Origin of the sequence: Microbispora sp. CA-135349 (assembly GCF_050947365.1) — a bacterium.
Taxonomy (GTDB): Bacteria; Actinomycetota; Actinomycetes; order Streptosporangiales; family Streptosporangiaceae; genus Microbispora.
Window position 1 is genome coordinate 2829201 of sequence record NZ_CP192001.1, and the last position, 22901, is coordinate 2852101.

The following is a 22901-nucleotide window of genomic DNA, read 5'->3' on the forward strand; positions in this document are numbered from 1 at the left end:
GAAGGTCAACGTATAGTAATGGCTCATGTACAGTGAGTCACGCGCATACGTGGACGAGTCGATGCGTGTCGACGAGGGTCTTTACGTGCTGGCCGCTGTCATCGTGCCCGCCGGTCGTGCCGCCGAGCACCGGGCAGTCCTGCGTGATCTCCTACTGGCCAAGCAACCACGCTTGCACTGGCGAGACGAAGGCCGGAAGCGGCGTCTGGAAATCGCACGAGCCATCGCAGCCCTGTCGCTGACCACGGCCATCGTGATCGGCACCGGGCTCCTGCCGGCGAAGCAGAGGCGGGCCCGGCGCAAGTGCCTGGAGCGACTTCTGTGGCAGTTGGCGCTGCATGGCGTACGCCAGGTAGTTATGGAGCGGCGGAATACCGAAGGCGACAAAGAGGACCTTGACCTGGTCAACGCCCTCCGCGCTCAGCAAGCGCTGCCGCACGACATGAACGTCGAGTGGGGCGACCCTCTGATCGAGGAACTCCTGTGGCTTCCTGATGTCGTCGCGGGAACAGTTGCTAGAGCCGAGGCGGGCGACGACACCTTCTGGAGCCTGCTCCGCGGCGGACATGTGAGCGAGCGCGTGACATGTGAATGATGGGAAAAACGCGAAGCCCGGGTTCCCGTCAATTCCGGCGGTAAGCCCGGGCTCACTTCCTCTCCCCCTCGCAGGGGGCGGCGTCTACAAGCATACCTCGGAAGACCGCTCCGCACATCACTCTGGGTGATGTTCCCATGACTAATCCGCGTCCGACGGGGAACCTGCGAGGCGGACGCCTGCGAGATACCGCGACCCGTGGGGAAGAGCCGTACGCTGTGACGTCCGGCTGGTATGTCCGTAGGGCCTTTCGCGTAGCCTTGCCAGAGCGGGCCGCCGGGCCGCGCCGGACCACAGGGGTGAAGACGCGATGGCGATCGGTGTGTACGTCGCTGCCGGTGACGCGAGGAGCAACAAGGGCACGATCGCCCTCGGCATGATCGAGCTGCTGACCCGCCAGGTGGGCACGGTCGGCGTGTTCCGGCCGGTCGTCCGGTCCGGCCGCGAGGACAGCCTGGTCAACACCGCGCGCAGCCGCTTCGGGATCGGCCTGCCCTACGCCATGTGCACCGGCGCCACCTACGAGGAGGTGCACGCCGACGAGGAGCGCGCGGCCGGGGAGATCCTGGCCCGCTACCGGGCGCTCGCCGGGCGGTGCGACGCGGTCGTGGTGATCGGCACCGACTACACCGACGTGGGCGCGCCCACCGAGTTCGTGTTCAACGCCGAGCTCGCCGCCAACCTGGGCACACCGGTGATGAACGTGGTGACCGGGCTCGACCGCACCCCCGACGAGATCGCCGCGGCGGTCGAGATGTCGCGCAAGGAGCTGGCCGAGCGGCACGCCACCGAGCTGGCCACGGTCGTCACCCGGGTCGCCCCCGGCCTGGTGGACGAGGTCGCCGCCCGCGTCCCCGCGTACGTCCTGCCGGAGGTGCGGCGGCTGTCCGCGCCGACGGTCAGCGACCTGATGGCCGCCTGCGACGGCGAGCTGTTCATGGGCGACGACGATCAGCTCGGCCGGGAGACGGGCGGGCTGATGATCGGCGCCATGTCGCTGCCGAACATCCTGGAGCGCCTCACCGAGGGCCTGGCGGTCGTGGTCCCCGCCGATCGTGCCGCCGCGCTGGTGCCGGGGCTGCTGGCCGCGCACAAGGCCCCCACGTTCCCCGCCCTGTCGGCGATCATCCTCAACGGCGGGCTGGAGCTGCCCGACGCGGTCGTCCGCCTGCTCAAGGGCATGGACATCCGGCTGCCGATCATCACGACCGGCGGGGGCACGTTCGAGACCGCGACCACACTGTCGAAGGCCGAGGGCCGGTTCAGCCCGGACGCCAAGGGCAAGATCGACACCGCGCTCGGGGTCTTCGCCGAGCACGTCGACGCCGGGGCGCTGCTGCGCAGCCTGCGGGTCACCAAGGCCGCGGCGATCACCCCGCTCATGTTCGAGTACGACCTGCTCGACCGCGCCCGCGCCGACCGCAGGCACATCGTGCTGCCGGAGGGCGCCGAGCCGCGGATCCTCCGCGCCGCCGACAGCCTGCTGCGCCGGGGCGTGGCCGAGCTGACCCTGCTGGGCGACGAGCGGGAGATCCGGCTGGCGGCCGCCACGATGGGCCTGGCCGTCGACGGCGCCCGCGTGGTCAGTCCGTTCGACCCGGAGCTGCGCGAGCTGTTCGCCGAGGAGTACGCCCGGCTGCGCGCGCACAAGGGCGTGACCGTCGGGCAGGCCCGCGACATCGTGACCGACGTCTCCTATTTCGGCACGATGATGGTCCACCTCGGGCTGGCCGACGGCATGGTCTCCGGCTCCGCCCACACCACCGCCCACACGATCAGGCCCTCGTTCGAGGTCATCAAGACCTCGCCGGGGGTCGGGGTCGTGTCCAGCGTCTTCTTCATGTGCCTGGCCGACCGCGTCCTCGTGTACGGCGACTGCGCCGTCGTCCCCGACCCCACGGCCGCCCAGCTCGCCGACATCGCGATCTCGTCGGCCGCCACGGCCGCCACGTTCGGGGTCGAGCCGCGCGTGGCGATGCTGTCGTACTCGACCGGCGAGTCCGGCGCGGGGCCCGAGGTGGACAAGGTGCGCGAGGCCACCGCGCGGGTCCGCGAGCTGCGGCCGGACCTGCCCGTCGAGGGCCCCATCCAGTACGACGCCGCGGCCGAGCCGAGCGTGGCGCGGACCAAGATGCCGGGCAGCCCGGTGGCCGGTCGGGCGACGGTGTTCGTGGTGCCCGACCTCAACACGGGCAACAACCTCTACAAGGCCGTGCAGCGCAGCGCCGGCGCGGTCGCGATCGGGCCGGTCCTGCAGGGCCTGCGCAAGCCGGTCAACGACCTGTCCCGCGGGGCGACCGTGGGCGACATCGTCAACACCGTCGCGATCACGGCCATCCAGGCGCAGGCGCACCGGGAAGCACAATGAGCGCGCGGGCGCGATGAATGGCACAGCGAGCGCGCAGGCGCGATGAAGAGCACAGCGAGCGCGCAGGCGCGGGAGGAGACACAGTGAGCGGGCAGGTCCTCGTCCTGAACACGGGGTCGTCGTCGATCAAGTACCGCCTCATCGACATGGGGACGCGCCGGGCGGTGGCGGGTGGGCTGATCGAGCGCATCGGCGAGGACGAGAGCGTGCTCACCCACGACGGCGTACGGACCGAGCGCCGGGTGGCCGACCACGAGGAGGGGCTGAAGGCGGTGCTCGCGGCCTTCGCCGAGCACGGGCCGCCGCTCGACGGCGTCGTCGCGGTCGGCCACCGGGTCGTCCACGGAGGCAGCCGCTTCATCACACCCGTGTTGATCGACGACGAGGTCGAGCGGGCCATCGAGGAGATCGCGCCCCTGGCGCCGCTGCACAACCCGGCCAACCTGGAGGGCATCCGGGTCGCCCGGCGGGCCTTCCCCGGCCTGCCGCACGTCGCCGTCTTCGACACCGCCTTCCACGGCACGATCCCGCCCCACGCGCACACCTATGCCGTCCCCCGCGAGTGGACCCGCAAGCTCGGCGTGCGCCGCTACGGCTTCCACGGCACCTCCACGGCGTACGTCTCCCGCCGGGCGGCGGCTCTGCTGGGCCGGCCGTACGACGAGGTGAACTCGATCGTGCTGCACCTCGGCAACGGCGCGAGCGCGACGGCGGTGCGGGGCGGGCGCAGCGTGGACACCTCGATGGGCATCACCCCGCTCGCCGGGCTGGTGATGGGCACCCGATCCGGCGACGTAGACCCGGCTCTGGGCGCCTACCTCGGCCGCGTCGCCGGCATGGACCTCGCGGGCGTCGACGCGGCGCTCAACAAGGAGAGCGGCCTGCTCGGCATGTGCGGCGCCAACGACATGCGGGAGGTGTGGCGGCTGGCCGACTCCGGCGACGAGGACGCCCGGCTCGCCCTCGACGTCTACGGCTACCGCGTGCGCGCCTACATCGGCGCCTACTACGCGGCGCTCGGCGACGTGGACGCCCTCGTCTTCACCGGCGGCGTGGGGGAGAACAGCCCCCGTGTCCGCGCGCTCGCGGCGACCGGGCTCATCCGGCTCGGAATCGAGATCGATCCCGATCGCAACGCCGCCGAGTCGGCGGAGGCCAGGGTGATCTCCCCGGAGGGTGCCGAGGTGACGGTGCTGGTGGTGCCCACCAACGAGGAACTGGAGATCGCCGAGCAGACCGCCGCCTGCCTCGGGGACGCGTGAACCCGCCGATCGCCGCGGTCGTCCGCTGGCTATCGTGGTCAGCGAATGGGGGTGAGCCGTGTGGCGACGGCTGAGGACAGTCGTACGGGTGGACAAGAGGAGACCGCCGATTCGCCGGGCTGGCTCGACCGGGTCCGCGCGACTCCGGCGGGCCGGCTGACGCTGCGGATCGTCATCGGGGTGATCGGCGCCGCTCTCGTGATCGCCGGCCTGATCATGGTGCCCTTCCCTGGGCCGGGCTGGCTGGTGGTCTTCGCCGGGCTCGCCGTCCTGGCCACCGAGTTTCCCTGGGCGTCCCGGCTGCTGGAGTTCGCCAAGGACAAGGTCAGGGCGGCGACCGGCTGGCTCAAGCGGCAGAACTGGTTCGTCCGCATCGTCGCGAGCGCGCTCACCCTGCTCTGCGCCGGCGCCATCGTCTGGGTGTCGGTCCGGCTGACCCTCGGCATCGACCTGATACAGAAGGCCCGCGAACTCCTGGGCTGACCGTCAGCCGCGGGCCAGCCTGCGGATCGCCAGCTCGCCGAGCAGTGCCGCGCCGTCGGACAGGATGGCGTCGTCGAACTCCGCCTCGGCCGAGTGGTTGGCCGGGGCCGTGGCGAGATCCCGGCCGGGCGGGCAGGCGCCGACCACGAGGAACGCGCCCGGCACCTGCTCCAGCACGTACGAGAAGTCCTCCGAGCCGGTCGCCGGGGTGGGCAGCGGGAAGTAGCGGTCCTCGCCGAGGGTCTCCCGCACGGTCATGGCGGCGAACTCGGCCTCGGCGTCGTCGTTGACGGTCACGGGATAGCCGATGCCGAACGCGCACTCGACGGTGAGCCCGTGCGCCTCGCCGATGCCGCGGACGAGCCGGACCAGGCCCTCTCTGACGCGGTCGCGTGAGCCGGTCGAGAACGTACGCACGGTGGTCTCGAAGACGGCCTCGTCCGGGATCACGTTGTCGGTGGTGCCGGCGTGGAAGCTGCCCACGGTCACCACGACCGGGTCGAACACGTCGTACCCCCGGGTGACGTGGGTCTGCAGGGCCGTCACCATCTCGCAGGCCGCGGGGATCGGGTCGAGGGCGCGGTGGGGGGCGGATCCGTGACCGCCTCTGCCGCGCACGGTCACGGTCAGCGTGTCGCACGCGGCCAGCACGGGCCCGCCCCTGGTCAGGAACAGCCCACGCGGGATCGTCGTGGCGAACACGTGCATGCCGTACGCCGCGACGGGCCTGGCCCCCGCCGCGTCGAGCACCCCCTCCTCGATCATCAGCCGGGCGCCCTCCTGGCCCTCTTCGCCGGGCTGGAACATCAGCACCACGTCTCCGGCGAGGTCGGCGCGGCGCTCGCTGAGCAGGCGGGCGGCTCCCACCAGCATGGCCGTGTGCAGGTCGTGCCCGCAGGCGTGCATGCGGCCGTCGAAGCGCGACCGGTAGGGCACGTCGGTCTTCTCGTGCACCGGCAGCGCGTCCATGTCGGCGCGCAGCAGCACGGCGGGGCCCGGGCGGCCGCCGCGCAGGACGGCGGTCACCGACGACAGGCGCTCGCCGGTGGTGATCTCCAGGGGCAGGCCGTCGAGCGCGGCGAGCACCTTCTCCTGTGTGCGGGGCAGGTCGAGGCCGATTTCCGGCTCCCGGTGCAGCGCGCGGCGAAGCTCGACGAGGTCGTCCTGGAGGGTCATGGTCCACCTGTGGCGCGAGAAGGCTGGCGTCCCGGCTCATCCCGGACCGAACCCGCGTCCCGAAACTTCCCGGGAGGCGGGGCCGGCGGAACGGCCGGCGGGGGGGTCAGAGATAGAGGCCGGTGCCGTGGTCGGTCTGCTGTGTCGCCACGGCGTGCAGGTCGCGCTCGCGCAGGACCAGGTAGAGCTGGCCCTGGACCTCCACCTCGTACTGGTCCTCGGGGTTGAACAGGACCTTGTCGCCGGTCTTGACCGATCTGACGCTGGCGCCGGCGCCGGACACCTCGCCCCAGACGAGCCGGTTGGCCATCTTGACCGTGGCCGGGATGACGATGCCCGCGCTGCTGCGCCGTTCCTCAAGCTCCCGCTCGACCTTGACCATCACGCGGTCGTGCAGCATCTGGATCTCGAACTTCGGGTCAGCCACGCTGGCAGTGTACGCGGAGCGGCCCCGGGCACCGTCATCGGAGGTTCACCGGCGGCGGGGGCTCACCGGCGGCCCATGGCCAGGTCGTAGCCGGTCCCGGAGCGGCGGTAGACGCCGCCCTTGCCCCACTTCAGCACCTGGAACCGAACGTGGACGGTGTTGGAGGCGACGCCCGTCAGGTCGGCCATCATCTTCTCGGACAGGTCGATGATCGCGGGAATGTCGTGCTGGGCCACGGCCCATTCGGCCGGGCCGAAGTCCTCGACGACACCGATCGTGCTCTTCCCCTTGTAGGTGATCCGCACCTCGGTGCCGAGGGGCCAGTAGGGGCTTGCGAGGGTCTTGTAGCGCATCGGCTTGCCGGACGCGGTCTCGGCGTCCCAGAAGGACGTGGCGGTGGAGACGCCGGAGGGCAGGGAGGCGGCCTTCTTCACGTCCTTGTACGCCGTGCGGAGGGCCGCGTTGAAGGCCGCGGTCAGGGAGGCCAGATCCAGGGAGGCCGCGTCGGCCGGGGCCGGGCGGGCGGCGGCCGTCGCCGGGGAGAACGGCGGGGAGAGCGGCGGGGAAGAGGGAGCCTGCGGGATCACCGAGGCCTGCGCGGCGGTGGCCGCACCGGAGACGAGCGTGGTCGCGGTCATCGCCATGGTGATCGCCTGACGGGCTCGCTTGTGCATGGGCTTCCTTTCGTCTCGCTCGCGGGGCGGCCCTCGGGGAACAGGGCCTCACCGTCGTCGAGGAGTCCCGCCGACCGGCGGGTTCCGCGTGCGCGCCCGGCACGGTGGAGCGCCCTCGAAGAGGGGCAAGGCTCCGGAAGCGGGCGGCGCGTTCCCTGGGGGCAGGGAGACGACGGTTGTGCGAGGTATGGGATTTACAGGGCCAAAGGTGATGTGGAGCACGAGTATAGGGAAAGAGGGAGTAAAGAGGACAAATCGATCTAAATTGCAGGTAGATCGTCCTTGACGTGGAGTCCCGGGAGCCGCTCTCATGGCGAGATCGGTAAAAGCGGAGGCAAGGGGGCGGCATGGCGTTCGAGGGCTTCACATGGACCAACGAGCCCGCCGAGTGGTCACGGACCGGGGAAGGCCTGCGGGCCGTCGCCGGCGCCCAGACCGACCTGTGGCAGAAGACGCACTACGGCTATTCGTTCGACACCGCTCACATGTTCGGCCGCCAGGTCGCCGGGGACGTCCGGCTGACGGTGACGTTCGACGCCGACTACGCGGAGCAGTACGACCAGGCCGGGGCCGTGCTGCGGATCGACGAGGAGAACTGGATCAAGGCGGGGGTCGAGTTCGTCGACGGCGGCCACCAGCTCAGCGTCGTCGTCACCCGCGGCTTCTCCGACTGGTCCGTCACCCCCGCGCCCGCCGGCCTCGTCTCCGCGACGTTCGACTTCGAACGGGCCGGCGACGCCGTGACCGTCCGGTGCGGCGTGAACGGCGCGGAGCCGGAGCACATGTTGCGCCTGGCCTACTTCCCGCCGCAGGTGCCGGCCCTCGCCGGGGTCATGTGCGCCGCCCCGACGGGCAAGGGCTTCGAGACCCGCTTCACCCGCGTGTCGCTGGCGTAGCCGTCACGTCCTGGTGCGGTGCGGCACGGTGCGGTGCCCGTTCCCGTCGGCCCGTGAACCGGAATCACGTGCCGATTCGGCGCCGCTCCCGCCCGCGTGCCGCGAACCGGTCCTGGGCGTCGAGCACGGCGTCCCCGTAGGACGCGGCCCACAAGCCCATCGCGCGCATGGGGGCGAGCAGCGCGGTGCCCGCCTCCGTCAGCGCGTAGTCGACGCGCGGCGGCGCCTCGGCGTAGGCGCGGCGTTCGACCAGGCCGTTGTACTCCAGCCGCCGCAGCGCCTCGTTGAGGACCTTGGGGCCGATCCCGCCGATCCTGGCCAGCAGCCGCCGCGGCCGCATCGGACCCGCCTCGCCGAGCGTGTAGACCACGACGCTGTCCCAGCGGTTCGCGAGCACCTCGAACGCCAGCCGCGCCCGGCAGTCGGAGGTGTACGCCGTCTCGTCGGGGAGCGTGTCCATGGCCTCATCCTGCCGCTTCCGAAGGACACCGTCTGGTGTGCGTCGATTCGCCTAGCGTCGCGGACCGGCACCTGATTCACCTGGGAAACGGAGACTTGCCATGCGGATCGGCATCCTCGGCACCGGCGCGATGGCCACGGCGCTGGGCGGCGCGTGGGCACGCGCGGGGCACGACGTGCTCGTCGGCGGACGCGACCGGGCCGCGGCCGCCGCGACGGCGGCCCGCATCGGCGCCGCCGGGCACGGCGCCCTCGCGGACGCGGCGGCCCACGGCGACCTCGTCCTCGCGGCGGTTCCCGCCGGCGTGGCGCCGCAACTGGTGAACGGGCTCGCGGCCGTACTCGCCGGACGGACCGTCGCCGACTGCACCAACCCCCTCGCACCCGGCCCCGGAGGGCCGATGCTGACGACGGGCGGCCCAATCTCGGGAGGCACGGTCTCGATCGCCAGGCTGATGGCGGACGCCGCGCCCGGCGCCCATGTGGTCAAGGCGTTCAACCTGTGCCACGAGAGCATCTGGGCGCTGCCACGGCCGGCGTTCGAGGGCGTCCCGCTGGCGGTGCCGTTCTGCGGCGACGACCAGGGGAGCCTCGACCGGACCGCCGCGCTGATCAGGTCGATGGGATGCACGCCGATGCCCTGCGGGGGGCTGTCCCGTGCGGCCTACCTGGAGGCGACCGCGGCGCTCGCGATCGGCGTGTGGTGGTCCGGAGGGGAGCCGAGGTTCGCCTTCCCGGCGTCGGAACGGGCCGCGCGCCCCTGAATCGCAGGCACGGCCAGCTCGGCGAAGATCGCGCGGTGGTCGGTCACCGGCAGCCGGTGGACGCCGAACGCCCGGACGGAGACGCGCGGGTCCACCAGGATGTGGTCGATCGTGACGGGCGGCACCGGCAGGCCCCTGAGGTCCCACGGCCGGTACGGCCAGGTCCCGGTCAGGCCCTCGCCGGTCGCGTCGGCCGCGTCCCGGTAGCCCGCGTCCAGCAGGCGACGGACCCTGGAGTGGTCGAGCGTCGCGTTGAAGTCCCCGGACAGGATCCGTACGGGCCCGCCGGGGCCGGGCAGCGAGGCGAGCCCCTTCGACCAGCACCTGAACCGGGACGAATAGCGCGGAGCGCACGGGTGCACGGACACGACGGCGACGGGCGCGGCGCCGGGGACCTCGACGATGCCCGCCGCCTGCCGGCGGCCGGCGAAGTCCGCGAGGTTCTCCGGCAGGAGGGGGAACCGCGTGAAGAGCCCGGAGCCGCCCGAGCCCTCCTGGGCCCGGTCGTCCGCGTACGGCAGGAGCGCGGTCAGGCCCGCCCCGCGCAGGCCCGCCGAGGCCTCCGGGGTCAGCTCCTGCAGCGTCAGGACGTCGGGGCGCAGCCGCCGTACGAGGTCCACCAGCGCGACGGGCGGGACGGAGCCGTAGAGGAGGTTGGCCGACAGGACCCGGAGGACCGGGCCGGTGGCGCCGGACGCCCGCACGCCCGTGCCGGGCGAGTCGACGGGGTCCGGGTCCGGCAGCGCCCGGGGCAGCACGCAGGCCGCGAGCGCCGTGGTGATCGCCAGGCCCGTGACCAGCGCCGCCCGGCGGCGCACGAGCAGCGCGACCAGCGGCGCGGCGACCGACGCGAGGGCGGCGTACGGCGTGAACGCGACCAGTTGCACCCACCGGAAGTGCACGTCGCCGGGCACCAGCCGCAGCAGGGCCCACAGCGCGAACGGCGCGACCGCCGACCATGCGAGCAGGCCGCGCCACACCCCCGGGCGGCCTGCCCGTCCCGCCGTCGGTCTCGCCATCCCGGACTCCTTCGTGAAAGATCCACTGTACGGCGCTCGTGCACGTGCGGCCTGGGCTTCCGGAGGCGACCGGGGAACGCCGTACAGTCTGCCGCATGGATGCCGAAACGAGAGTCCTGGACGCCATCGACGAGGCGGAGACCGTGCGCCTGCTGGCCGGCCTGGTCCGGGTGCCCAGCGTCACCGGCACCGACGCCGAATCGGACCTGCAGGACAGGTGCGCCCGCATGCTCGCCGAATGGGACCTCGATGTCGACATGTGGAAGCTCGACCTCGACGATCTGCGCTCTCGCGAGGGGTTCCCCGGCACGGAGGCGGAACGCGCCGAGGGATACGGCGTCGTCGGCGTCACCGAGGGCGAGGGCACGCCCGCGCTGATCCTGCAGGGGCACGCCGACGTCGTGCCGATCGGCGACCCGGGCAAATGGGAGGGGCAGGACCCGTTCGGCGCCCGCCTGACCGCGACCACTCTGCACGGCCGCGGCGCCTGTGACATGAAGGCCGGTCTCGCCGCCAACCTCGCCGTCGTGCGCGCGCTGCGCGTGGCCGGCGTACGGCTCGCGCGTCCCCTGGCCGTCCACTGCGTGGTCAGCGAGGAGGACGGCGGGCTGGGCGCCTTCGCCACCCTGGCCAGGGGCCACACCGGGGAGGCGGCCGTGATCACCGAGCCGACGAGCGGGAAGCTGATCACCGCCAACGCCGGCGCGCTGACCTTCCGCCTCGAGGTCGCCGGCCGGGCCGCGCACGGCGCCACCCGCTACGAGGGGGTCAACGCCGTCGAGGCGTTCGTGCCGGTGCTCCAGGCCGTCCGGCGGCTCGAACGCGAGCGCAACGCCGACCCCGGCGCCCTTTTCGCGGGCAACCCGCTGCCGTACCCGATCGAGATCGGCACCGTGCGCGCGGGCGACTGGGCGAGCACGGTGCCCGACCTGCTCGTGGCCGAGGGGCGGCTGGGCGTCCGGCTCGACGAGGACCCGGCCGACGCCCGCGCCGCGCTGGAGACGGCGCTCGCCGATCTGGACGACCCCTGGCTGCGGGACAACCCGGTACGCGTCACCTGGCCGGGCGGGCAGTTCGCCAGCGGCCGGCTGCCCGAGGGGCACCCGCTGGCGGAGGAGGCGGCCCGGGCCGTGGCCGACGTGACCGGAACGCGTCCGGGCCGCACCGCCGCGCCGTACGGGAGCGACCTGCGCCTGTACGCGGGGGCGGGCGTGCCGACCCTGCACTACGGGCCGGGCGACGTCCGGTTCGCGCACGCCCCGCGCGAGCAGGTCGACCTGCGGGAGGTCCGCGACGTCACCCGGGCCCTGGCCCTGCTCGTCCTGCGCCGCTGCGGCGTCCGCTGAGCGCCGGCGCGGTGCGTCCGAGCGCCGGAAGGCTCAGAGCGTCCGAGCGCCGGAAGGCTCAGAGCGTCCGAGCGCCGGAAGGCTCAGAGCGTCCGAGCGCCGGAAGGCTCAGAGCACCCGAGTGCCGGAGGCCCCGCGCGCCGAGTGCGGGAGGCCCCGCGCGCAAGAGGCCACGCGGGTCAGCAGTCGGCGGTGACCGAGGCGATCTCGTTGAGCGGAAACTCCAGGTAGTCGCCGGCCTCCTCGCACCACGCGTCGAGCACGCCGCTGCGCAGCTCGCCGTGGCTGACCGTGGCGGTGACCCCGTCGGCCAGCGTGATCATCGCGCGGACGTCGCGGTCCACGACGAAACCCAGCAGCGACTGCTGCGCCGCCGGAAGCCGGGTCGCCATGCGCCCGATGACGGCCCACGTCTGGCGGGGCTGGGCTGAGGCGGTCATCGGGGCGCCGCCGACCAGCAGCCGCCTGGCGTGCTCGCGCGGGTCCGGCGGTGGCTCCAGCAGGGGGCCGGGAGGTTCGAGCTCGGCGACCCGTCCGCCGGGCAGGAGGATCAGCCGCCCGCCCTGCGGCTCGCGCCGGATCGTGATCTCACCGGTGTCGTCCACCGGCACGGGGGCGTAGCCCGCCTCCCTGAGGGCGGCGAGCGTCGCCCGGGCGGGCGCCGCGCCGGCGAGCACGGTCGGCGCCAGCAGCCGCAGGCCCAGCTTGCTCAGTTTGCGGTGCGCGGCGATCTCGGCGAGCAGCGCGGGGTCGGAGCCCTGGACGATGCAGCCGACCGACGACACCGTGACCTCGCCGTGCCGCCGCGCGACGTCCTTGATCAGATACGTCAGCGGCTGGGGGAGTGTCCCGGCCTCCGACAGGTCCGCGATGAGAGTGTCGGCCGTGTCGCCCGCGTCCAGGGCCCGCCGTACGCTCTCGGGGCCGAACCGCCACACCGACGCCGCGCCCTGCGACTCCCGGTCCGCGGCGCGGTCGAGCAGCGCGGCGAGCTCGACCGACGGCGGGCCGGTCACCACGGCGGTGAGGTCGGCGCCGAAAAGTGCCGTGCGCCGTGCGCTCGCCATCGCGTGCGTGGCCGCCTTCCCCAGTGCGGGGTCGTGCTCGACCTCGGGCACGCACTCGCGGCTCTCGTTCCCGGCCACGCCGGCCAGCGGGGCGAGCGCCCGGCCGAGGCCGGTGAGCGCGTCGCAGGCCACGAGCCCGAGCAGGCGGGCCTCCTCCAGCACGGCGGCGGCGCAGCCGTCCAGGAGCTCCCGGTCGAGCAGCGGGGCGCGCCAGTGCACCCGCTGCATCAGCTCACGCAGCGTCGCGAAGCCCCTGCCCTCGGGGATCTCGGCGAGCGCCGCGAACAGGGCCCACCGGATCCTGGCGATCGTCTCGCCGGACGGGTCGTCGCCGAGCGCGGTGGGGTGGCGGCCCTCCAGCCGGCGCAGCGACGAGCGCTCCATCCGCCACCAGGCCGCCAGCAGGACGCACAGCCGCAGCGGAGCCTCCTCAAGCCGCCACGTGTCGTACCGGCCGGCCGGCGTGAGCCCGCCCGCCTCCTCGTCGATCGCGATCAGCCGGGCGACGGCGCAGATCTCCAGCAGCAGCCGGGTCTCGTCCTCGGCGCAGCCGGTCTCCCTGGCCAGCCGCTTGATCTCCCGCACCCCGACCCCGCCGTTCTTGAGCAGCGGCAGCGGCGTCTTGTCGACGTTCTCCAGCAGCGCCGTGGCCCGGTCGAGCACGTGCGGCGCGGCCAGGCACATCGCGTGCTCGACGGCGTCGGCGTCCACCTCCGTCGTGGCCAGGTCCGGCGGATACGGCGTGAACGGCCCGCGGTAGTCGGGGCCGCGCAGCGCCAGCGCGACCTCGCGCGGCATCTCGGCCAGATCCCACTGGGTGCGGAAGAGCAGGCCGCGGTCGAGGGCCCATTTCTCCGGCGTCCCCGGGGCGATGAACCGGTTGCCGTTCACGCTGCGGACCGGGCCGTCCCACGCGAAGTCGTCGAGCATGCCGAGCGTGCCGTCGGGGGCGTCGTCGAGCAGCGCTCCCAGGCGCTCGCAGTCGCCGAGCACGGCGGTGATCCGGGCGATCACCTGGCGCCTGCCGCCCTGCGGGGACAGGTCGAGCATCCGGCACACGCGGCGCAGCGCCTCGGTGCTGAGCTTCCAGGAGTCGAGGTACGCGCTGAGCGGCTCGCCCAGGCCGCAGGGCGCGGTCCACCAGCGGGCGACGGCCTCGGCCACCGTGATCCTGCCGTCGCGGCCGGGCCAGGCGACGGCGTGGTCGTACAGGCGGTCGAGCCAGGCGATCACCGCGGAGGTGCTCACGCCGAGGAAGCGGGCGAGTTCGTCCTCGGTCGGACGGCCGCCGATGACCAGGCACGCCTGCAGGAGTTCGAGCGGGGGGAGGGGGAGGCCTCGCATGACCTCCATGACGGCGAAGGTGTCGGTCAGCCGCTGCGCGAGGGCGTCCAGGCGCCGGGGCCACGGCGCGGCGATCGCGTCCGGCCGGTTGGCCAGCACGCGGGCGAGCCTGTCTTCGTCGAGACTGGTCAGCCAGCCGATGAGGTGATCGTCCATTGTGAATCTCTCGGGAGTCCCAGGAAGCCACCGTAGTGCAGATCGCGGTCTCGGCGGGGCCCGTGAGAGAACAAAGAACGCAACGTCACGGGTCCCAAGATCACAATTCTCCGCCGCCGGTGGAAGGGGAGCGAGCACTCCGGGCCGCCGTGGCCCGCTCTGCGCACATCATCCCGTGCCGCCCCCGGCGTCCGGGGCGGTTCCGGGGAATCCGGGCCGCCGGCCGGAGGGCGCTCCCATGCATTCCGGGCTGCACGGGAGCGCTCTTCAGCCGGCGGACCATGACCGGCGATAGGGAGTTCTGGCGCTCGGGTTAGGTTTCCCGGCGCCTCGAGGGAGGGGGTCGCTATCCCCTGACCGAGGCGGCGGTGAGCCCCGGCGAGGCGTCCGGCCCCGCCGTCCGTCCGCCGGCCCGTGCTCAGGCCGCCAGTACGGCCCACACCGCCTTGCCCTGCGGGGCGAGCGGGCACCATCCCCAGCACACGCTCAGCGACTCCACGATGTGCAGCCCGAGGCCGCCCGGCTCGAAGGGCGCGGGATCCCGCATCACCGGCGCGGCCGATCCGGGGTCGGTGATCGCGCAGGTCACGTGCGCGCCCCGCCGGATCAGCGACAGCCGCATGGCCTCCCGTGCGCGGCTGTCGGCGATCGTCATGCCGTGCCTGAGCGCGTTGGTGACCAGTTCGGAGACCACCAGTTCCATCCCGTCGAGCAGGTCCGCCAGCCGCCAGCCCGAGAGCGTCCCCGCGGCGAAGCTGCGCGCCGAGTGGACCGACTCCGCGCGGGGCGGCAGGACGAAGGTGGCGCTGGCCGTGGCCGACCCGGGTTCGAGGAGATCGCGCGCGGGCTCCGGCCACCAGCCGATGGGCGGCCACCAGTCGAGCGCCGACCACTGGTTCTGGCCACGAGTCAGGTTCGTGGGCTGCACGAGATCATGATGAGGGACACTCCTGTGCATGTGCAAGAGCGAATGCACGTGCAAGCGGGTTGTGCAAGCGCTACGGTTACCCCCGACACCACTGGGACGAAGGGGGCGATCTTTGACAGACTGTGAACCAGTCCACAAAGCGGAGGAATAGCACGTGTCCATAGATCCGCCCGGATCCGGTTCCACCGTTCGACGCATCATGCTCGGCGCGAGTCTTCGCCGGCTGCGTGAGAAGCGGGGACTCACCCGCGAGGTCGCCGGATTCCACATCCGTGCCTCGGAGTCGAAGATCAGCCGGATGGAGCTCGGCCGGGTCGGGTTCAAGACACGCGACGTCGAAGACCTCCTCACGCTGTACGGCGTCCACGACGACGACGAGCGGCGTGGACTGCTGGAGATGGTCCGCGAGGCGAACACGCCCGGGTGGTGGCACAAGTTCGGCGAGGTGCTGCCGAACTGGTTCGTCACCTACGTCGGCCTGGAGGAGGCCGCCAGCGTGATCCGCACCTACGAGGTGCAGTTCGTGCCCGGCCTGCTGCAGACGGCGGATTACGCCTGCTCGGTGATCCGGCTCGGTCATCCGGACGCCTCGGATGACGAGATCGAACGGCGCGTCCATCTACGAATGCAGCGGCAGGAGAGGCTCACGCGCAAGGACGGCCCCCGGTTGTGGGCCGTCATCGACGAGGCCGCGCTCAAGCGGCCCATCGGAGGGGGTGCGACGATGCGGGATCAGCTCCAGCATCTGCTGGAGGTCTCCACGCTGCCCAACATCACCCTTCAGGTGATGCCCCTCCGCTATGGGATGCACGCTGCCGAGGGAGGCGCGTTCACCATCCTCCGCTTCCCGGAGTCCGATCTTTCGGACGTGGTCTACGTCGAGCAGCTCTGGGGTGCGCTCTATCTGGACAAACGTGAGGACGTCGATCCCTACCTCACGGCCATGGAGCAGCTGTGCGTGGAGAGCACCACGCCCGGTGGCACCGCCGAGATCCTCGGCGAACTTCTCAGAGAGACATAAATGCAGACATATAACGGGATGCCCGCAACCGAGATCGCCGGCGTCACCTGGCGGAAAAGCGCCCACAGCAACTCGACCGGCAACTGCGTCGAACTGGCCGAGCTTCCCGACGGCGGCGTTGCCGTCAGGAACTCCCGCTATCCCGACGGGCCGGCGCTCATCTACACACGGGACGAGATACGGGCCCTGGTGCTCGGGGTCAAGGACGGCGAGTTCGACGGCCTCCTGGTGTGATCCGGCTCTGGTCCGGCCTGGTGTAACTCCGTGTTCACCCGATTCTCACGGGCGTAACAGCGCGACGCGGGAGGCGTAACACGGATCCGGCACAGTGAGTCCCAGGAACGCTCACAAGGGGGACCCCGTGCTGGACCAGATGACTGTGTACCCGGTGGCCGACGACGTGCTGTTCGCACCCGGAGGCCGCGTGGTGATCCGCACCTACGGCGTCGCCTCACCGGCCGACCCCGCGGACGGAAGGCCCAGGGCGGTGGCGTACCGGACGTGGGTCACCGGGGTGCGGGAGCAGCCCAGGTACTGGCGGTGGGGGCACTTCGAGGACGCCCGGCGCGGCCACCGCAAGGTCCTGGAATGGCTGACCGGCCGAGGGCCGCAACCCCAGCCGGTCGCCCAGGTCTGACGGTCAGAGCGTGATCGTCACACCGGCGCGTTCCAGCGGAGCAGGACGGGCTCGTCTCCGTGCTCGTAGCCGAGGACGGAGTACGTGCCGGTGTCGAGGCGCAGGTGTCTGCCGTGGTCGGCGGGCAGCGACAGCCAGCGGGCCGCCAGCACGCGCAGGATGTGCGCGTGGGCGACGACCAGGACGTCGCCGTCGGCCGGACGGACCCGGGCGAGGACCTTGTCCGCCCGCTCCCCGACGTGCTCGACGGTCTCACCCGGGTGCGCCTCGTCTCCCGGGACGACGCCGTCCCGCCAGACGTACCAGCCGGGGCGTGACCCGCGGATGTCGGCGGTCGAGATGCCCTCGTAGCCGCCGTAGTCCCACTCCCACAGGTTCGGGTCGACCTCGTACGACCCGGCGCCGGCCAGTTCGGCCGTACGGCGGGCCCGCAGGGCGGGACTGACGAGCACCAGGGCGAACGAACGGCCCGCCACCAGGCGGGACAGGGCGCGCGCCTGCTCCTCGCCGTGCGGCGTCAGCGGCAGGTCGGTACGGCCCGTGTGCCGCCCGGCCCTGCTCCATTCGGTCTCGCCGTGTCTCAGCAGGATGACGTTCATGGCACCCCACTCTTGCCGACACGGCGCGCTCCAATCCCACCGCCCCCACCGAGATGCGAGGCCACCGAGGTCCGGGGCCGCCCTCCGGGGGCCGGATGGACGTGCGTGCGGCCTTCCCGAGGCCGGCGGCCCGCAAGAGCACGTGTCACGAGGGCCGTCGGGCGTCTCCTCCGCTGCCACACGCGGTGAAAGCCGCCCGCGCCGCTGCGCCGGGAAACGGACAGATATAGCCGACCGCATCCAAACAAGTCAAGGATGGCAGCGACACCGACGCTCTGCCACGATTGCGCCATGTCTGCCGGCCGGTCGTCACTGCGCGCTCTGCGCGCCGCGGTGTTCGCGGCGGCGTGCGTGCTGGTCTCGGCCACGCTGCACACGCTGGCCGGAGGGGCTCCCGTACGCGCCGGCGCCCTGGCCGCCGCGCTGGCGCTGACCTGGCTGGGCGCGTTCCTGCTCGCGGGCCGCCGACGGGGGATGGACGTCCTGCTGGGCGCGTGCTTCGCCGCACAGTACGGTCTGCACCATCTGTTCACCCTCGGCGCCGCGCACACCTCGCCGCCCACGTGGACGGGGGAGCACCACACCGGGCTGGGCATGCTGCTGATCCACGCCGCGACGGCGCTCCTGTCCGCCTGGGCCCTGGAACGCGGTGAATCGGCGCTGGCCGTGATCGTGCATCTGGCCGTCACGCCCGTGCGCCGTCTGTGGGCGATGGCCGTCGTCCTCGCCGGCGCGCCGGCCGGCGCCGCCCCGCTCCCTCCGGGCGTCCCGGGGCGGTTCTCCCTTCCGCTCCCGCGCCGATCCGACTTCGCCGTGGTGGTCGCCCGGCGTGGTCCGCCTCCGGTCGTCACCCTCCTCTGACCCGGGCTCGCCCCCTCTGGGCGGCGGCTGTCGTCATGCCGCACGCCCGTTTCCGCCGCCCTGAACCGCGCCGCGCGGTCGCGGCTCGTGTCTGACGCTCACGCCCGCCGTGCGTGGCCCGGAAGGCGTCTCGCCGTGGTGTCACCCCCACCCGATGCGTACGCCGGGATCCCCGCTCGCGACGGGCGGCGATCGTCGGACACTCCCCTTGCCTTCGTGAGGCGTGCCTGCGGGCGCGCGCTCACGGCCGAACGGAGAACCCCCCATGACCTCGACCACCGACGTCCATCCTGCCGTCGATCCCCCGCGGCCTCCCCGCCGCAGACACGCGACCTGGGCGGCGCTGCGCCCGCTCGTGGTCCGCCTGCACTTCTACGCCGGAATCCTCGTCGCCCCCTTCCTGCTCGTCGCGGCGGCCACGGGCCTGCTGTACGCCGCCTCCTTCCAGATCGAGAACGTCGTCTACCGGCACGAGCTGACCGCGCCGGTGAGCCAGACCACCGTCCCCCTGAGCGAGCAGGTCGCCGCAGCGCGCCAGGCACTGCCCGAGGGGAAGGTCACCGCGGTACGGCCCGCGGCCGAGCCCGGCCTGACCACCAGGGTTCTGCTGGACGTGCCGAACCTGCCGGAAAGCACGCAGATGGCGGTCTTCGTCGACCCGGGGACCGGTCAGGTGCGCGGCACGCTGGAAAGCTACGGTGGCTCCGGCGCGCTGCCCGTGCGCGCCTGGATCTCCGACCTGCACCGGCGTCTGCAACTCGGCGAGCCCGGACGGATCTACAGCGAGCTTGCCGCCAGCTGGCTGTGGGTCGTCGCCCTCGGCGGGCTGGCGCTGTGGCTGAGCAGGCGCCGCCGCAACGGCCGCCGTCTTGGCCTGTTCACACCGGACCGCGCCGCCACCGGGCTGCGCCGCACGCTGTCCTGGCACGGCTCGGTTGGCCTCTGGGCGCTGCTGGGCCTGCTGTTCCTGTCCGCCACCGGCCTGACCTGGTCGAAGTACGCCGGAGCGAACATCGACGAACTTCGCACCGCCTTCGGCTGGGCCACCCCGTCGATCAGCACCGATCTCGGTGAGCACGCCGGGCACACGGGACACGCCGCCGCGAGCGGCGGTCAGGCCGGGAACACCCCGGACGTGGGAATCGACAAGATCACGCAGGCGGCGGCCAGCTGGCGGCTGTCCGGCCCGCTGGAGATCGTCCCGCCGGGCGAGCCCGGGGCCGCGTACGTGGTCAAGGAGATCCGCAAGACCGCTCCCACGCGACTGGATCAGCTGGCGTTCGACCCCGCGAGCGGGCAGGTCGTGGGCGAGTTGCGGTTCGCCGACTATCCGCTGGCCGCCAAGCTCACCGAGTGGGGCATCGACGCGCACATGGGGCTGCTGTTCGGTCTGGCCAACCAGATCGTCCTGGCCGCGATCGCCGCCGGGCTCATCACGCTGATCGTGCTGGGCTATCGCATGTGGTGGCGGCGCCGCCCGACTCGCGGCTTCGGCCGGCCCTACCCTCGGGGCGGCTGGCGGGGCCTGCACTGGGGACTCGTCGCGCCGCTGGCCCTGCTCGCCGTCGTGGTCGGTTACTACCTGCCCCTGATGGGCATCTCCCTGGCCGCGTTCCTGGCGATCGACGTCCTGCTCGGGCTCCGCACCAGGCCGGCGGGCTGACGCCCGAGCCGCCGCACGGCGTCGCACCGGGCCTGTCGCACCGGGCCTGTCGCGCCGGGCCTGTCGCGCCGGGCCTGTCGCGCCGGGCCTGTCGCGCCGGGCCGGCGGTATCGGCGCGAAGGACCGGCCCGGGCGATGCCGCGCCCTGCCGCGGCGTTCCCTTTGCGATGCCTTGTCCCGTCAAGGGGGGCCGGCGGTAAGGTCGCTGCGGGGAAGGGGGCGCCATGGAGCCGGTGCGGGTGGGACTCGTCGGTGCGGGACCGTGGGCGGAGATGGTCCACGCGCCCGCCCTCGCGGCCGGCCCGGACACCACGCTGTCCGGGGTCTGGGCGCGCAGGCCCGCGGCGGCGCGGGCGCTGGCCGACGCCCACGGCGCGCCTTCCTTCGAGCGGCTGCAGGACCTGCTCGCGGCGTCGGAGGCGATCGCGTTCTGCGTGCCGCCCGCCGTACAGGCCGAGCTGGGCGTGCTCGCGGCCCGGGCGGGCAGGGCGCTGCTGCTGGAGAAGCCGCTCGCGGCCGACCTCGACGGCGCCCGGCGCCTGGCCGCGGCGATCGAGGAGGCGGGCGTGGCCTCCCAGATGCTCTTCACGTTCCGCTACTCCGCGGCGACCACCGAGTTCCTCGACCGGGTCCGGCGGATCGAGCCGTTCGGCGGCCACGCCGCCAACATCTCCGGAAGCCTGCGCGGCGGCCCCTTCGCCACCCCCTGGCGGCTGGAACGCGGGGCGGTGCTCGACGTGGGCCCGCACACGGTCGACCTGCTCGACGCCGCGCTCGGCCGGGTGGTCGCGGTCAGGGCGCACGGCGACCCGCTCGGCTGGGTCGGCCTTCTGCTGGAGCACGAGGGCGGCGCGGTCAGCGAGGCGTCGCTGTGCATGGCCGCCGAGGGCGAGACCCCGCCCAGCCGGATCGACGTCTACGGACGGCTCGGCAGCGCCTCGCTGCTCGGCTCCGAACTCGGCGACGTGTTCCCCGAGGTGGTCCGGCAGTTCGCGGGTACGGTGCGCGACGGCGGCGGGCATCCGCTCGACGCCCGCCACGGCCTGCGCCTGCAGGAGATCATCGACGACGTGGAGCGGCAGCTGCGGGCCGGCTGACCAGGGCCAGGCCCGCGACCAGGGCGGCGGACGCGATCACCGGCGCCGGGCCGGGCGCGAAGCCGGTGATCGTGAGGGTGAGCAGCGCGCCGCCGACGAGCGGCGTGGCCGTCAGTGCATGCCGGTGGGCGGCGGCACCCCTGGGCTCCTCGAACCTGCCGAGCAGCGCGGTCAGCGCGACCAGGACCAGCGCCAGGGCGGCCAGCCACAGCGGGACGGCGCTCCACCAGCCCGCCGAGCCCGCGCCCGGGGTCGCCAGCCCGAACCCGACGGTCGCCGTGCCCGCGACGGCGACGAGGGCGGTCATGTGCCACAGGTAGACGGTCATCATGCGCGGCGCGAGCGCGGTGAGCACCGCCTCGACCCTGGGCCGGGCCGCCAGCGCGTTCAGTGCGGGGCGCAGCAGCATCGCCAGGCCGAGCTGACCGGCGAACAACGCGAGCAGGCAGGCGCTCGGCGGAGCCATGTTCGAGATCATCCCGGGCATCCCGATCATGCTGGCGGGATAGGGCCCGGTCGCGACGAGGGCCGCCACCATCGCGAACCCGGCCACCGCGAGCCCGGCGGCGCGGCGCCCGGTCAGCCACGCCAGGCCGCCCTCGGCGTACCGGAACCCGACCTGGTGGACCGCCAGCCAGACGAACGCGACGTTGAGATAGCCGGCCGCCTCCAGACCGGAGAACCGGACCACGTCCATCAGCACCGCGCCGCCCGCCAGCACCGGCAGGGCGACCCCGGCCCGCACCCGCAGCAGGTGGGGCGTGGCCACCACGGCCAGCAGGTAGACCGCGAGGAACCAGAGCAACTGGCCGACCGTCCGCGCGGCCACCTCCACCGGCTGCGCGGGCACACCGAGCGCCACGAGGAGGTGGGGGAGCGGCAGCCACACGACCGCGAGCGGCACCACCGGCCAGGCAAGGCGGCGCACCCGCCGCGCCGTCCATTCGCGCGCCGTACCGCCCCGGCGGACGGCGGACCGGAAGCTGATCGCGTTGGCCGCGCCCCCGGCGAAGAAGACCAGCGGCATGACCTGTGAGATCCAGGTGACGTACGGCACCCCCGCCAGGGCGTTGCCGGTGGTCAGCCGTCCCTGGGCGTACGACAGGACCGGCATCGTCCAGTGCTGGACGACCACGAGGACCATCCCGAAGACGCGCAGGACGTCGATGAAGCGGTCCCGTGGCGGAGGCGCGGCCAGGGCCCTCTCGGGGGCGGGGGGAAGCATGGTCAGGGACATGGGGGGTCGCCTTCGCTGTGTCGGGCCGCCTGGGGTGGTCGACCCTTGAGCGGCGGGGGTCGCGGGCTTGGGATCTCCGAGCGCGCGAGTCCCGGGCGCTGGGAGTCTTCGGGGCTGGGAGTCTTCGGGGCTGGGAGTCTTCGGGACTGGGAGTCTTCAGGACTGGGGGCCTTCGGGACGGGGGGCCTTCAGGGCCGGGGTCCTTGAAGCCCGGGTCTCCGAGGCGCTGAGACCACCTCGGAGTTCCGGCCCGTCGAACACTCCAAGCGTCCCGCCGCGGCCCCGTCCGGCACAGCGACGCGGTCCCTACTTCTGATCATGGGCGCCCCCCTACCACCGGGGTAGGGCCAGCCCTACCATCCCCGCGTACGCCCAGGTGGACGGATGCGAGGAAGGCGGCCGCCCATGCCCGCGGCGCGGTGGCCATGCTCGCGGCGCGGTGACCAGGCCGGGCCGGGACCGCGCCGGTGCACGGCATCACCTGCGCACGCGCGTCGTGAATGGCGGGCCCGGTCTATGAGGGAATGCATCGGCCGGAGGCGCGATCGTCGCGAAAGCGTAATTCGGCCGTCCGTCGAAATCGGTATCACGAGAAAGTCATGGGATGCGCGATGTCGATTGGTGGACTAGTCTGGCCTGGTTTCCGGCACTTCGCCATGCGAGCATCACCCGAGGCAGACCGGTCGTTCGTCCGAAACAGGCGCCCGCGAGGAAAGAATGGATATCGAACCGCTCGCGAGCGCGACGACGCGATCCGAAGGCCGGCCCGCGGGTACATTTCCACGAATGGCTACCCGCGGCAGCGTTTCGGTCATTTTCGGC

The 22901-nt window shown here is 72.9% G+C and carries 21 protein-coding genes and 1 pseudogene; 13 read left to right on the plus strand and 9 right to left on the minus strand.

What is annotated here, in order from left to right; genetic code table 11:
• The first annotated feature begins 61 nt into the window (after window positions 1-61).
• From ACQPZZ_RS13345 to ACQPZZ_RS13360, 4 genes are all read left to right on the plus strand, one after another.
• The gene (locus ACQPZZ_RS13345) at window positions 62-595 is read left to right on the plus strand and encodes a hypothetical protein (protein ID WP_432932008.1); all 534 of its coding nucleotides are present in this window, start codon (window positions 62-64) and stop codon (window positions 593-595) included.
• Window positions 596-905: 310 nt separating this feature from the next.
• Entirely contained in the window at window positions 906-2963 is a 2058-nt protein-coding gene (gene pta, locus ACQPZZ_RS13350) for a phosphate acetyltransferase (RefSeq protein ID WP_432932010.1), read from the plus strand.
• Between the two features lie 83 nt (window positions 2964-3046).
• Window positions 3047-4225 (plus strand): acetate/propionate family kinase, encoded by a 1179-nt coding sequence (locus tag ACQPZZ_RS13355; RefSeq protein WP_432932012.1) that lies wholly within the window; start codon window positions 3047-3049, stop codon window positions 4223-4225.
• A gap of 60 nt (window positions 4226-4285) precedes the next feature.
• Window positions 4286-4708 carry a TIGR02611 family protein gene (locus ACQPZZ_RS13360; protein WP_432932014.1) on the plus strand — a complete coding sequence of 141 codons (423 nt, stop codon included), beginning with the start codon at window positions 4286-4288 and terminating at the stop codon, window positions 4706-4708.
• Window positions 4709-4711: 3 nt separating this feature from the next.
• Here the strand turns inward: ACQPZZ_RS13360 and ACQPZZ_RS13365 are convergent, their stop codons facing one another.
• The 3 genes from ACQPZZ_RS13365 to ACQPZZ_RS13375 form a co-directional block, all read right to left on the minus strand.
• Entirely contained in the window at window positions 4712-5884 is a 1173-nt protein-coding gene (locus ACQPZZ_RS13365; protein ID WP_432932016.1) for a M20 metallopeptidase family protein, read from the minus strand.
• Window positions 5885-5990: 106 nt separating this feature from the next.
• Window positions 5991-6311 (minus strand): GroES family chaperonin, encoded by a 321-nt coding sequence (locus tag ACQPZZ_RS13370; RefSeq protein WP_139578087.1) that lies wholly within the window; start codon window positions 6309-6311, stop codon window positions 5991-5993.
• A 62-nt stretch (window positions 6312-6373) separates the two neighbouring features.
• On the minus strand, window positions 6374-6985 hold the full coding sequence (locus ACQPZZ_RS13375) for a hypothetical protein (protein WP_432932018.1): 612 nt from the start codon (window positions 6983-6985) through the stop codon (window positions 6374-6376).
• Between the two features lie 347 nt (window positions 6986-7332).
• Between ACQPZZ_RS13375 and ACQPZZ_RS13380 the strand changes: the two genes are divergently transcribed.
• Window positions 7333-7881: a DUF1349 domain-containing protein gene (locus ACQPZZ_RS13380; protein ID WP_363646100.1), complete on the plus strand. Its 549-nt coding sequence runs from the start codon at window positions 7333-7335 to the stop codon at window positions 7879-7881.
• Window positions 7882-7945: 64 nt separating this feature from the next.
• Here ACQPZZ_RS13380 and ACQPZZ_RS13385 read toward each other — a convergent pair whose 3' ends face one another.
• Window positions 7946-8341 (minus strand): winged helix-turn-helix transcriptional regulator, encoded by a 396-nt coding sequence (locus ACQPZZ_RS13385; protein WP_432932020.1) that lies wholly within the window; start codon window positions 8339-8341, stop codon window positions 7946-7948.
• Window positions 8342-8435: 94 nt separating this feature from the next.
• Here ACQPZZ_RS13385 and ACQPZZ_RS13390 point away from each other — a divergent pair.
• Window positions 8436-9104: pseudogene (locus tag ACQPZZ_RS13390) on the plus strand (NADPH-dependent F420 reductase); the annotation flags it as partial.
• Here ACQPZZ_RS13390 and ACQPZZ_RS13395 read toward each other — a convergent pair.
• A complete protein-coding gene (locus tag ACQPZZ_RS13395) occupies window positions 9005-10123 on the minus strand; it encodes an endonuclease/exonuclease/phosphatase family protein (RefSeq protein ID WP_432932022.1) in 1119 nt (372 codons plus the stop codon). The pseudogene ACQPZZ_RS13390 and the gene ACQPZZ_RS13395 sit on opposite strands and share 100 nt — an antisense overlap.
• A gap of 95 nt (window positions 10124-10218) precedes the next feature.
• Here ACQPZZ_RS13395 and ACQPZZ_RS13400 point away from each other — a divergent pair, with 95 nt between their 5' ends.
• Window positions 10219-11469, plus strand: a complete 1251-nt coding sequence (locus ACQPZZ_RS13400; RefSeq protein ID WP_432932024.1) for an ArgE/DapE family deacylase — start codon at window positions 10219-10221, stop codon at window positions 11467-11469.
• Window positions 11470-11648: 179 nt separating this feature from the next.
• Here the strand turns inward: ACQPZZ_RS13400 and ACQPZZ_RS13405 are convergent, their stop codons facing one another.
• Together ACQPZZ_RS13405 and ACQPZZ_RS13410 are read right to left on the minus strand one after the other, a co-directional pair.
• Window positions 11649-14036, minus strand: coding sequence for a helicase-associated domain-containing protein (locus tag ACQPZZ_RS13405; protein ID WP_432932026.1), 2388 nt, complete (start codon window positions 14034-14036; stop codon window positions 11649-11651).
• Window positions 14037-14454: 418 nt separating this feature from the next.
• Window positions 14455-14964: an ATP-binding protein gene (locus ACQPZZ_RS13410; protein WP_432932028.1), complete on the minus strand. Its 510-nt coding sequence runs from the start codon at window positions 14962-14964 to the stop codon at window positions 14455-14457.
• A gap of 199 nt (window positions 14965-15163) precedes the next feature.
• Between ACQPZZ_RS13410 and ACQPZZ_RS13415 the strand changes: the two genes are divergently transcribed.
• The 3 genes from ACQPZZ_RS13415 (at window position 15164) to ACQPZZ_RS13425 (ending at window position 16622) form a co-directional block, all read left to right on the plus strand.
• Entirely contained in the window at window positions 15164-15985 is an 822-nt protein-coding gene (locus ACQPZZ_RS13415) for a helix-turn-helix domain-containing protein (RefSeq protein WP_363646180.1), read from the plus strand.
• Window positions 15986-16219 carry a DUF397 domain-containing protein gene (locus ACQPZZ_RS13420; RefSeq protein WP_363646094.1) on the plus strand — a complete coding sequence of 78 codons (234 nt, stop codon included), beginning with the start codon at window positions 15986-15988 and terminating at the stop codon, window positions 16217-16219.
• 127 nt (window positions 16220-16346) lie between these two features.
• A complete protein-coding gene (locus ACQPZZ_RS13425) occupies window positions 16347-16622 on the plus strand; it encodes a hypothetical protein (protein WP_363646093.1) in 276 nt (91 codons plus the stop codon).
• A gap of 17 nt (window positions 16623-16639) precedes the next feature.
• Here ACQPZZ_RS13425 and ACQPZZ_RS13430 read toward each other — a convergent pair whose 3' ends face one another.
• Entirely contained in the window at window positions 16640-17221 is a 582-nt protein-coding gene (locus ACQPZZ_RS13430; protein ID WP_432932030.1) for a histidine phosphatase family protein, read from the minus strand.
• A 291-nt stretch (window positions 17222-17512) separates the two neighbouring features.
• Between ACQPZZ_RS13430 and ACQPZZ_RS13435 the strand changes: the two genes are divergently transcribed.
• The 3 genes from ACQPZZ_RS13435 (at window position 17513) to ACQPZZ_RS13445 (ending at window position 20842) form a co-directional block, all read left to right on the plus strand.
• Window positions 17513-18082, plus strand: coding sequence for a hypothetical protein (locus ACQPZZ_RS13435; RefSeq protein WP_432932032.1), 570 nt, complete (start codon window positions 17513-17515; stop codon window positions 18080-18082).
• A gap of 265 nt (window positions 18083-18347) precedes the next feature.
• Window positions 18348-19745, plus strand: coding sequence for a PepSY-associated TM helix domain-containing protein (locus tag ACQPZZ_RS13440; protein WP_432932034.1), 1398 nt, complete (start codon window positions 18348-18350; stop codon window positions 19743-19745).
• Window positions 19746-19969: 224 nt separating this feature from the next.
• The gene (locus ACQPZZ_RS13445; protein ID WP_432932036.1) at window positions 19970-20842 is read left to right on the plus strand and encodes a Gfo/Idh/MocA family protein; all 873 of its coding nucleotides are present in this window, start codon (window positions 19970-19972) and stop codon (window positions 20840-20842) included.
• On the opposite strand, the gene ACQPZZ_RS13450 is transcribed toward ACQPZZ_RS13445, so the two are convergent.
• Window positions 20805-22079, minus strand: a complete 1275-nt coding sequence (locus ACQPZZ_RS13450) for an acyltransferase family protein (RefSeq protein WP_432932038.1) — start codon at window positions 22077-22079, stop codon at window positions 20805-20807. The genes ACQPZZ_RS13445 and ACQPZZ_RS13450 overlap by 38 nt on opposite strands.
• Window positions 22080-22901 lie beyond the last annotated feature (822 nt).

What these genes read in the sequence shown, in the direction of transcription:
- ACQPZZ_RS13365 (WP_432932016.1), bottom strand. Translation starts at nt 5,884, where the DNA reads ATGACCCTCCAGGACGACCTCGTCGAGCTTCGCCGCGCGCTGCACCGG.
- ACQPZZ_RS13380 (WP_363646100.1), top strand. Translation starts at nt 7,333, where the DNA reads ATGGCGTTCGAGGGCTTCACATGGACCAACGAGCCCGCCGAGTGGTCA.
- ACQPZZ_RS13345 (WP_432932008.1), top strand. Translation starts at nt 62, where the DNA reads ATGCGTGTCGACGAGGGTCTTTACGTGCTGGCCGCTGTCATCGTGCCC.
- ACQPZZ_RS13445 (WP_432932036.1), top strand. Translation starts at nt 19,970, where the DNA reads ATGGAGCCGGTGCGGGTGGGACTCGTCGGTGCGGGACCGTGGGCGGAG.
- pta (WP_432932010.1), top strand. Translation starts at nt 906, where the DNA reads ATGGCGATCGGTGTGTACGTCGCTGCCGGTGACGCGAGGAGCAACAAG.
- ACQPZZ_RS13440 (WP_432932034.1), top strand. Translation starts at nt 18,348, where the DNA reads ATGACCTCGACCACCGACGTCCATCCTGCCGTCGATCCCCCGCGGCCT.
- ACQPZZ_RS13415 (WP_363646180.1), top strand. Translation starts at nt 15,164, where the DNA reads ATGCTCGGCGCGAGTCTTCGCCGGCTGCGTGAGAAGCGGGGACTCACC.
- ACQPZZ_RS13375 (WP_432932018.1), bottom strand. Translation starts at nt 6,985, where the DNA reads ATGCACAAGCGAGCCCGTCAGGCGATCACCATGGCGATGACCGCGACC.
- ACQPZZ_RS13400 (WP_432932024.1), top strand. Translation starts at nt 10,219, where the DNA reads ATGGATGCCGAAACGAGAGTCCTGGACGCCATCGACGAGGCGGAGACC.
- ACQPZZ_RS13435 (WP_432932032.1), top strand. Translation starts at nt 17,513, where the DNA reads ATGTCTGCCGGCCGGTCGTCACTGCGCGCTCTGCGCGCCGCGGTGTTC.
- ACQPZZ_RS13405 (WP_432932026.1), bottom strand. Translation starts at nt 14,036, where the DNA reads ATGGACGATCACCTCATCGGCTGGCTGACCAGTCTCGACGAAGACAGG.
- ACQPZZ_RS13450 (WP_432932038.1), bottom strand. Translation starts at nt 22,079, where the DNA reads ATGTCCCTGACCATGCTTCCCCCCGCCCCCGAGAGGGCCCTGGCCGCG.
- ACQPZZ_RS13430 (WP_432932030.1), bottom strand. Translation starts at nt 17,221, where the DNA reads ATGAACGTCATCCTGCTGAGACACGGCGAGACCGAATGGAGCAGGGCC.
- ACQPZZ_RS13395 (WP_432932022.1), bottom strand. Translation starts at nt 10,123, where the DNA reads ATGGCGAGACCGACGGCGGGACGGGCAGGCCGCCCGGGGGTGTGGCGC.
- ACQPZZ_RS13420 (WP_363646094.1), top strand. Translation starts at nt 15,986, where the DNA reads ATGCAGACATATAACGGGATGCCCGCAACCGAGATCGCCGGCGTCACC.
- ACQPZZ_RS13385 (WP_432932020.1), bottom strand. Translation starts at nt 8,341, where the DNA reads ATGGACACGCTCCCCGACGAGACGGCGTACACCTCCGACTGCCGGGCG.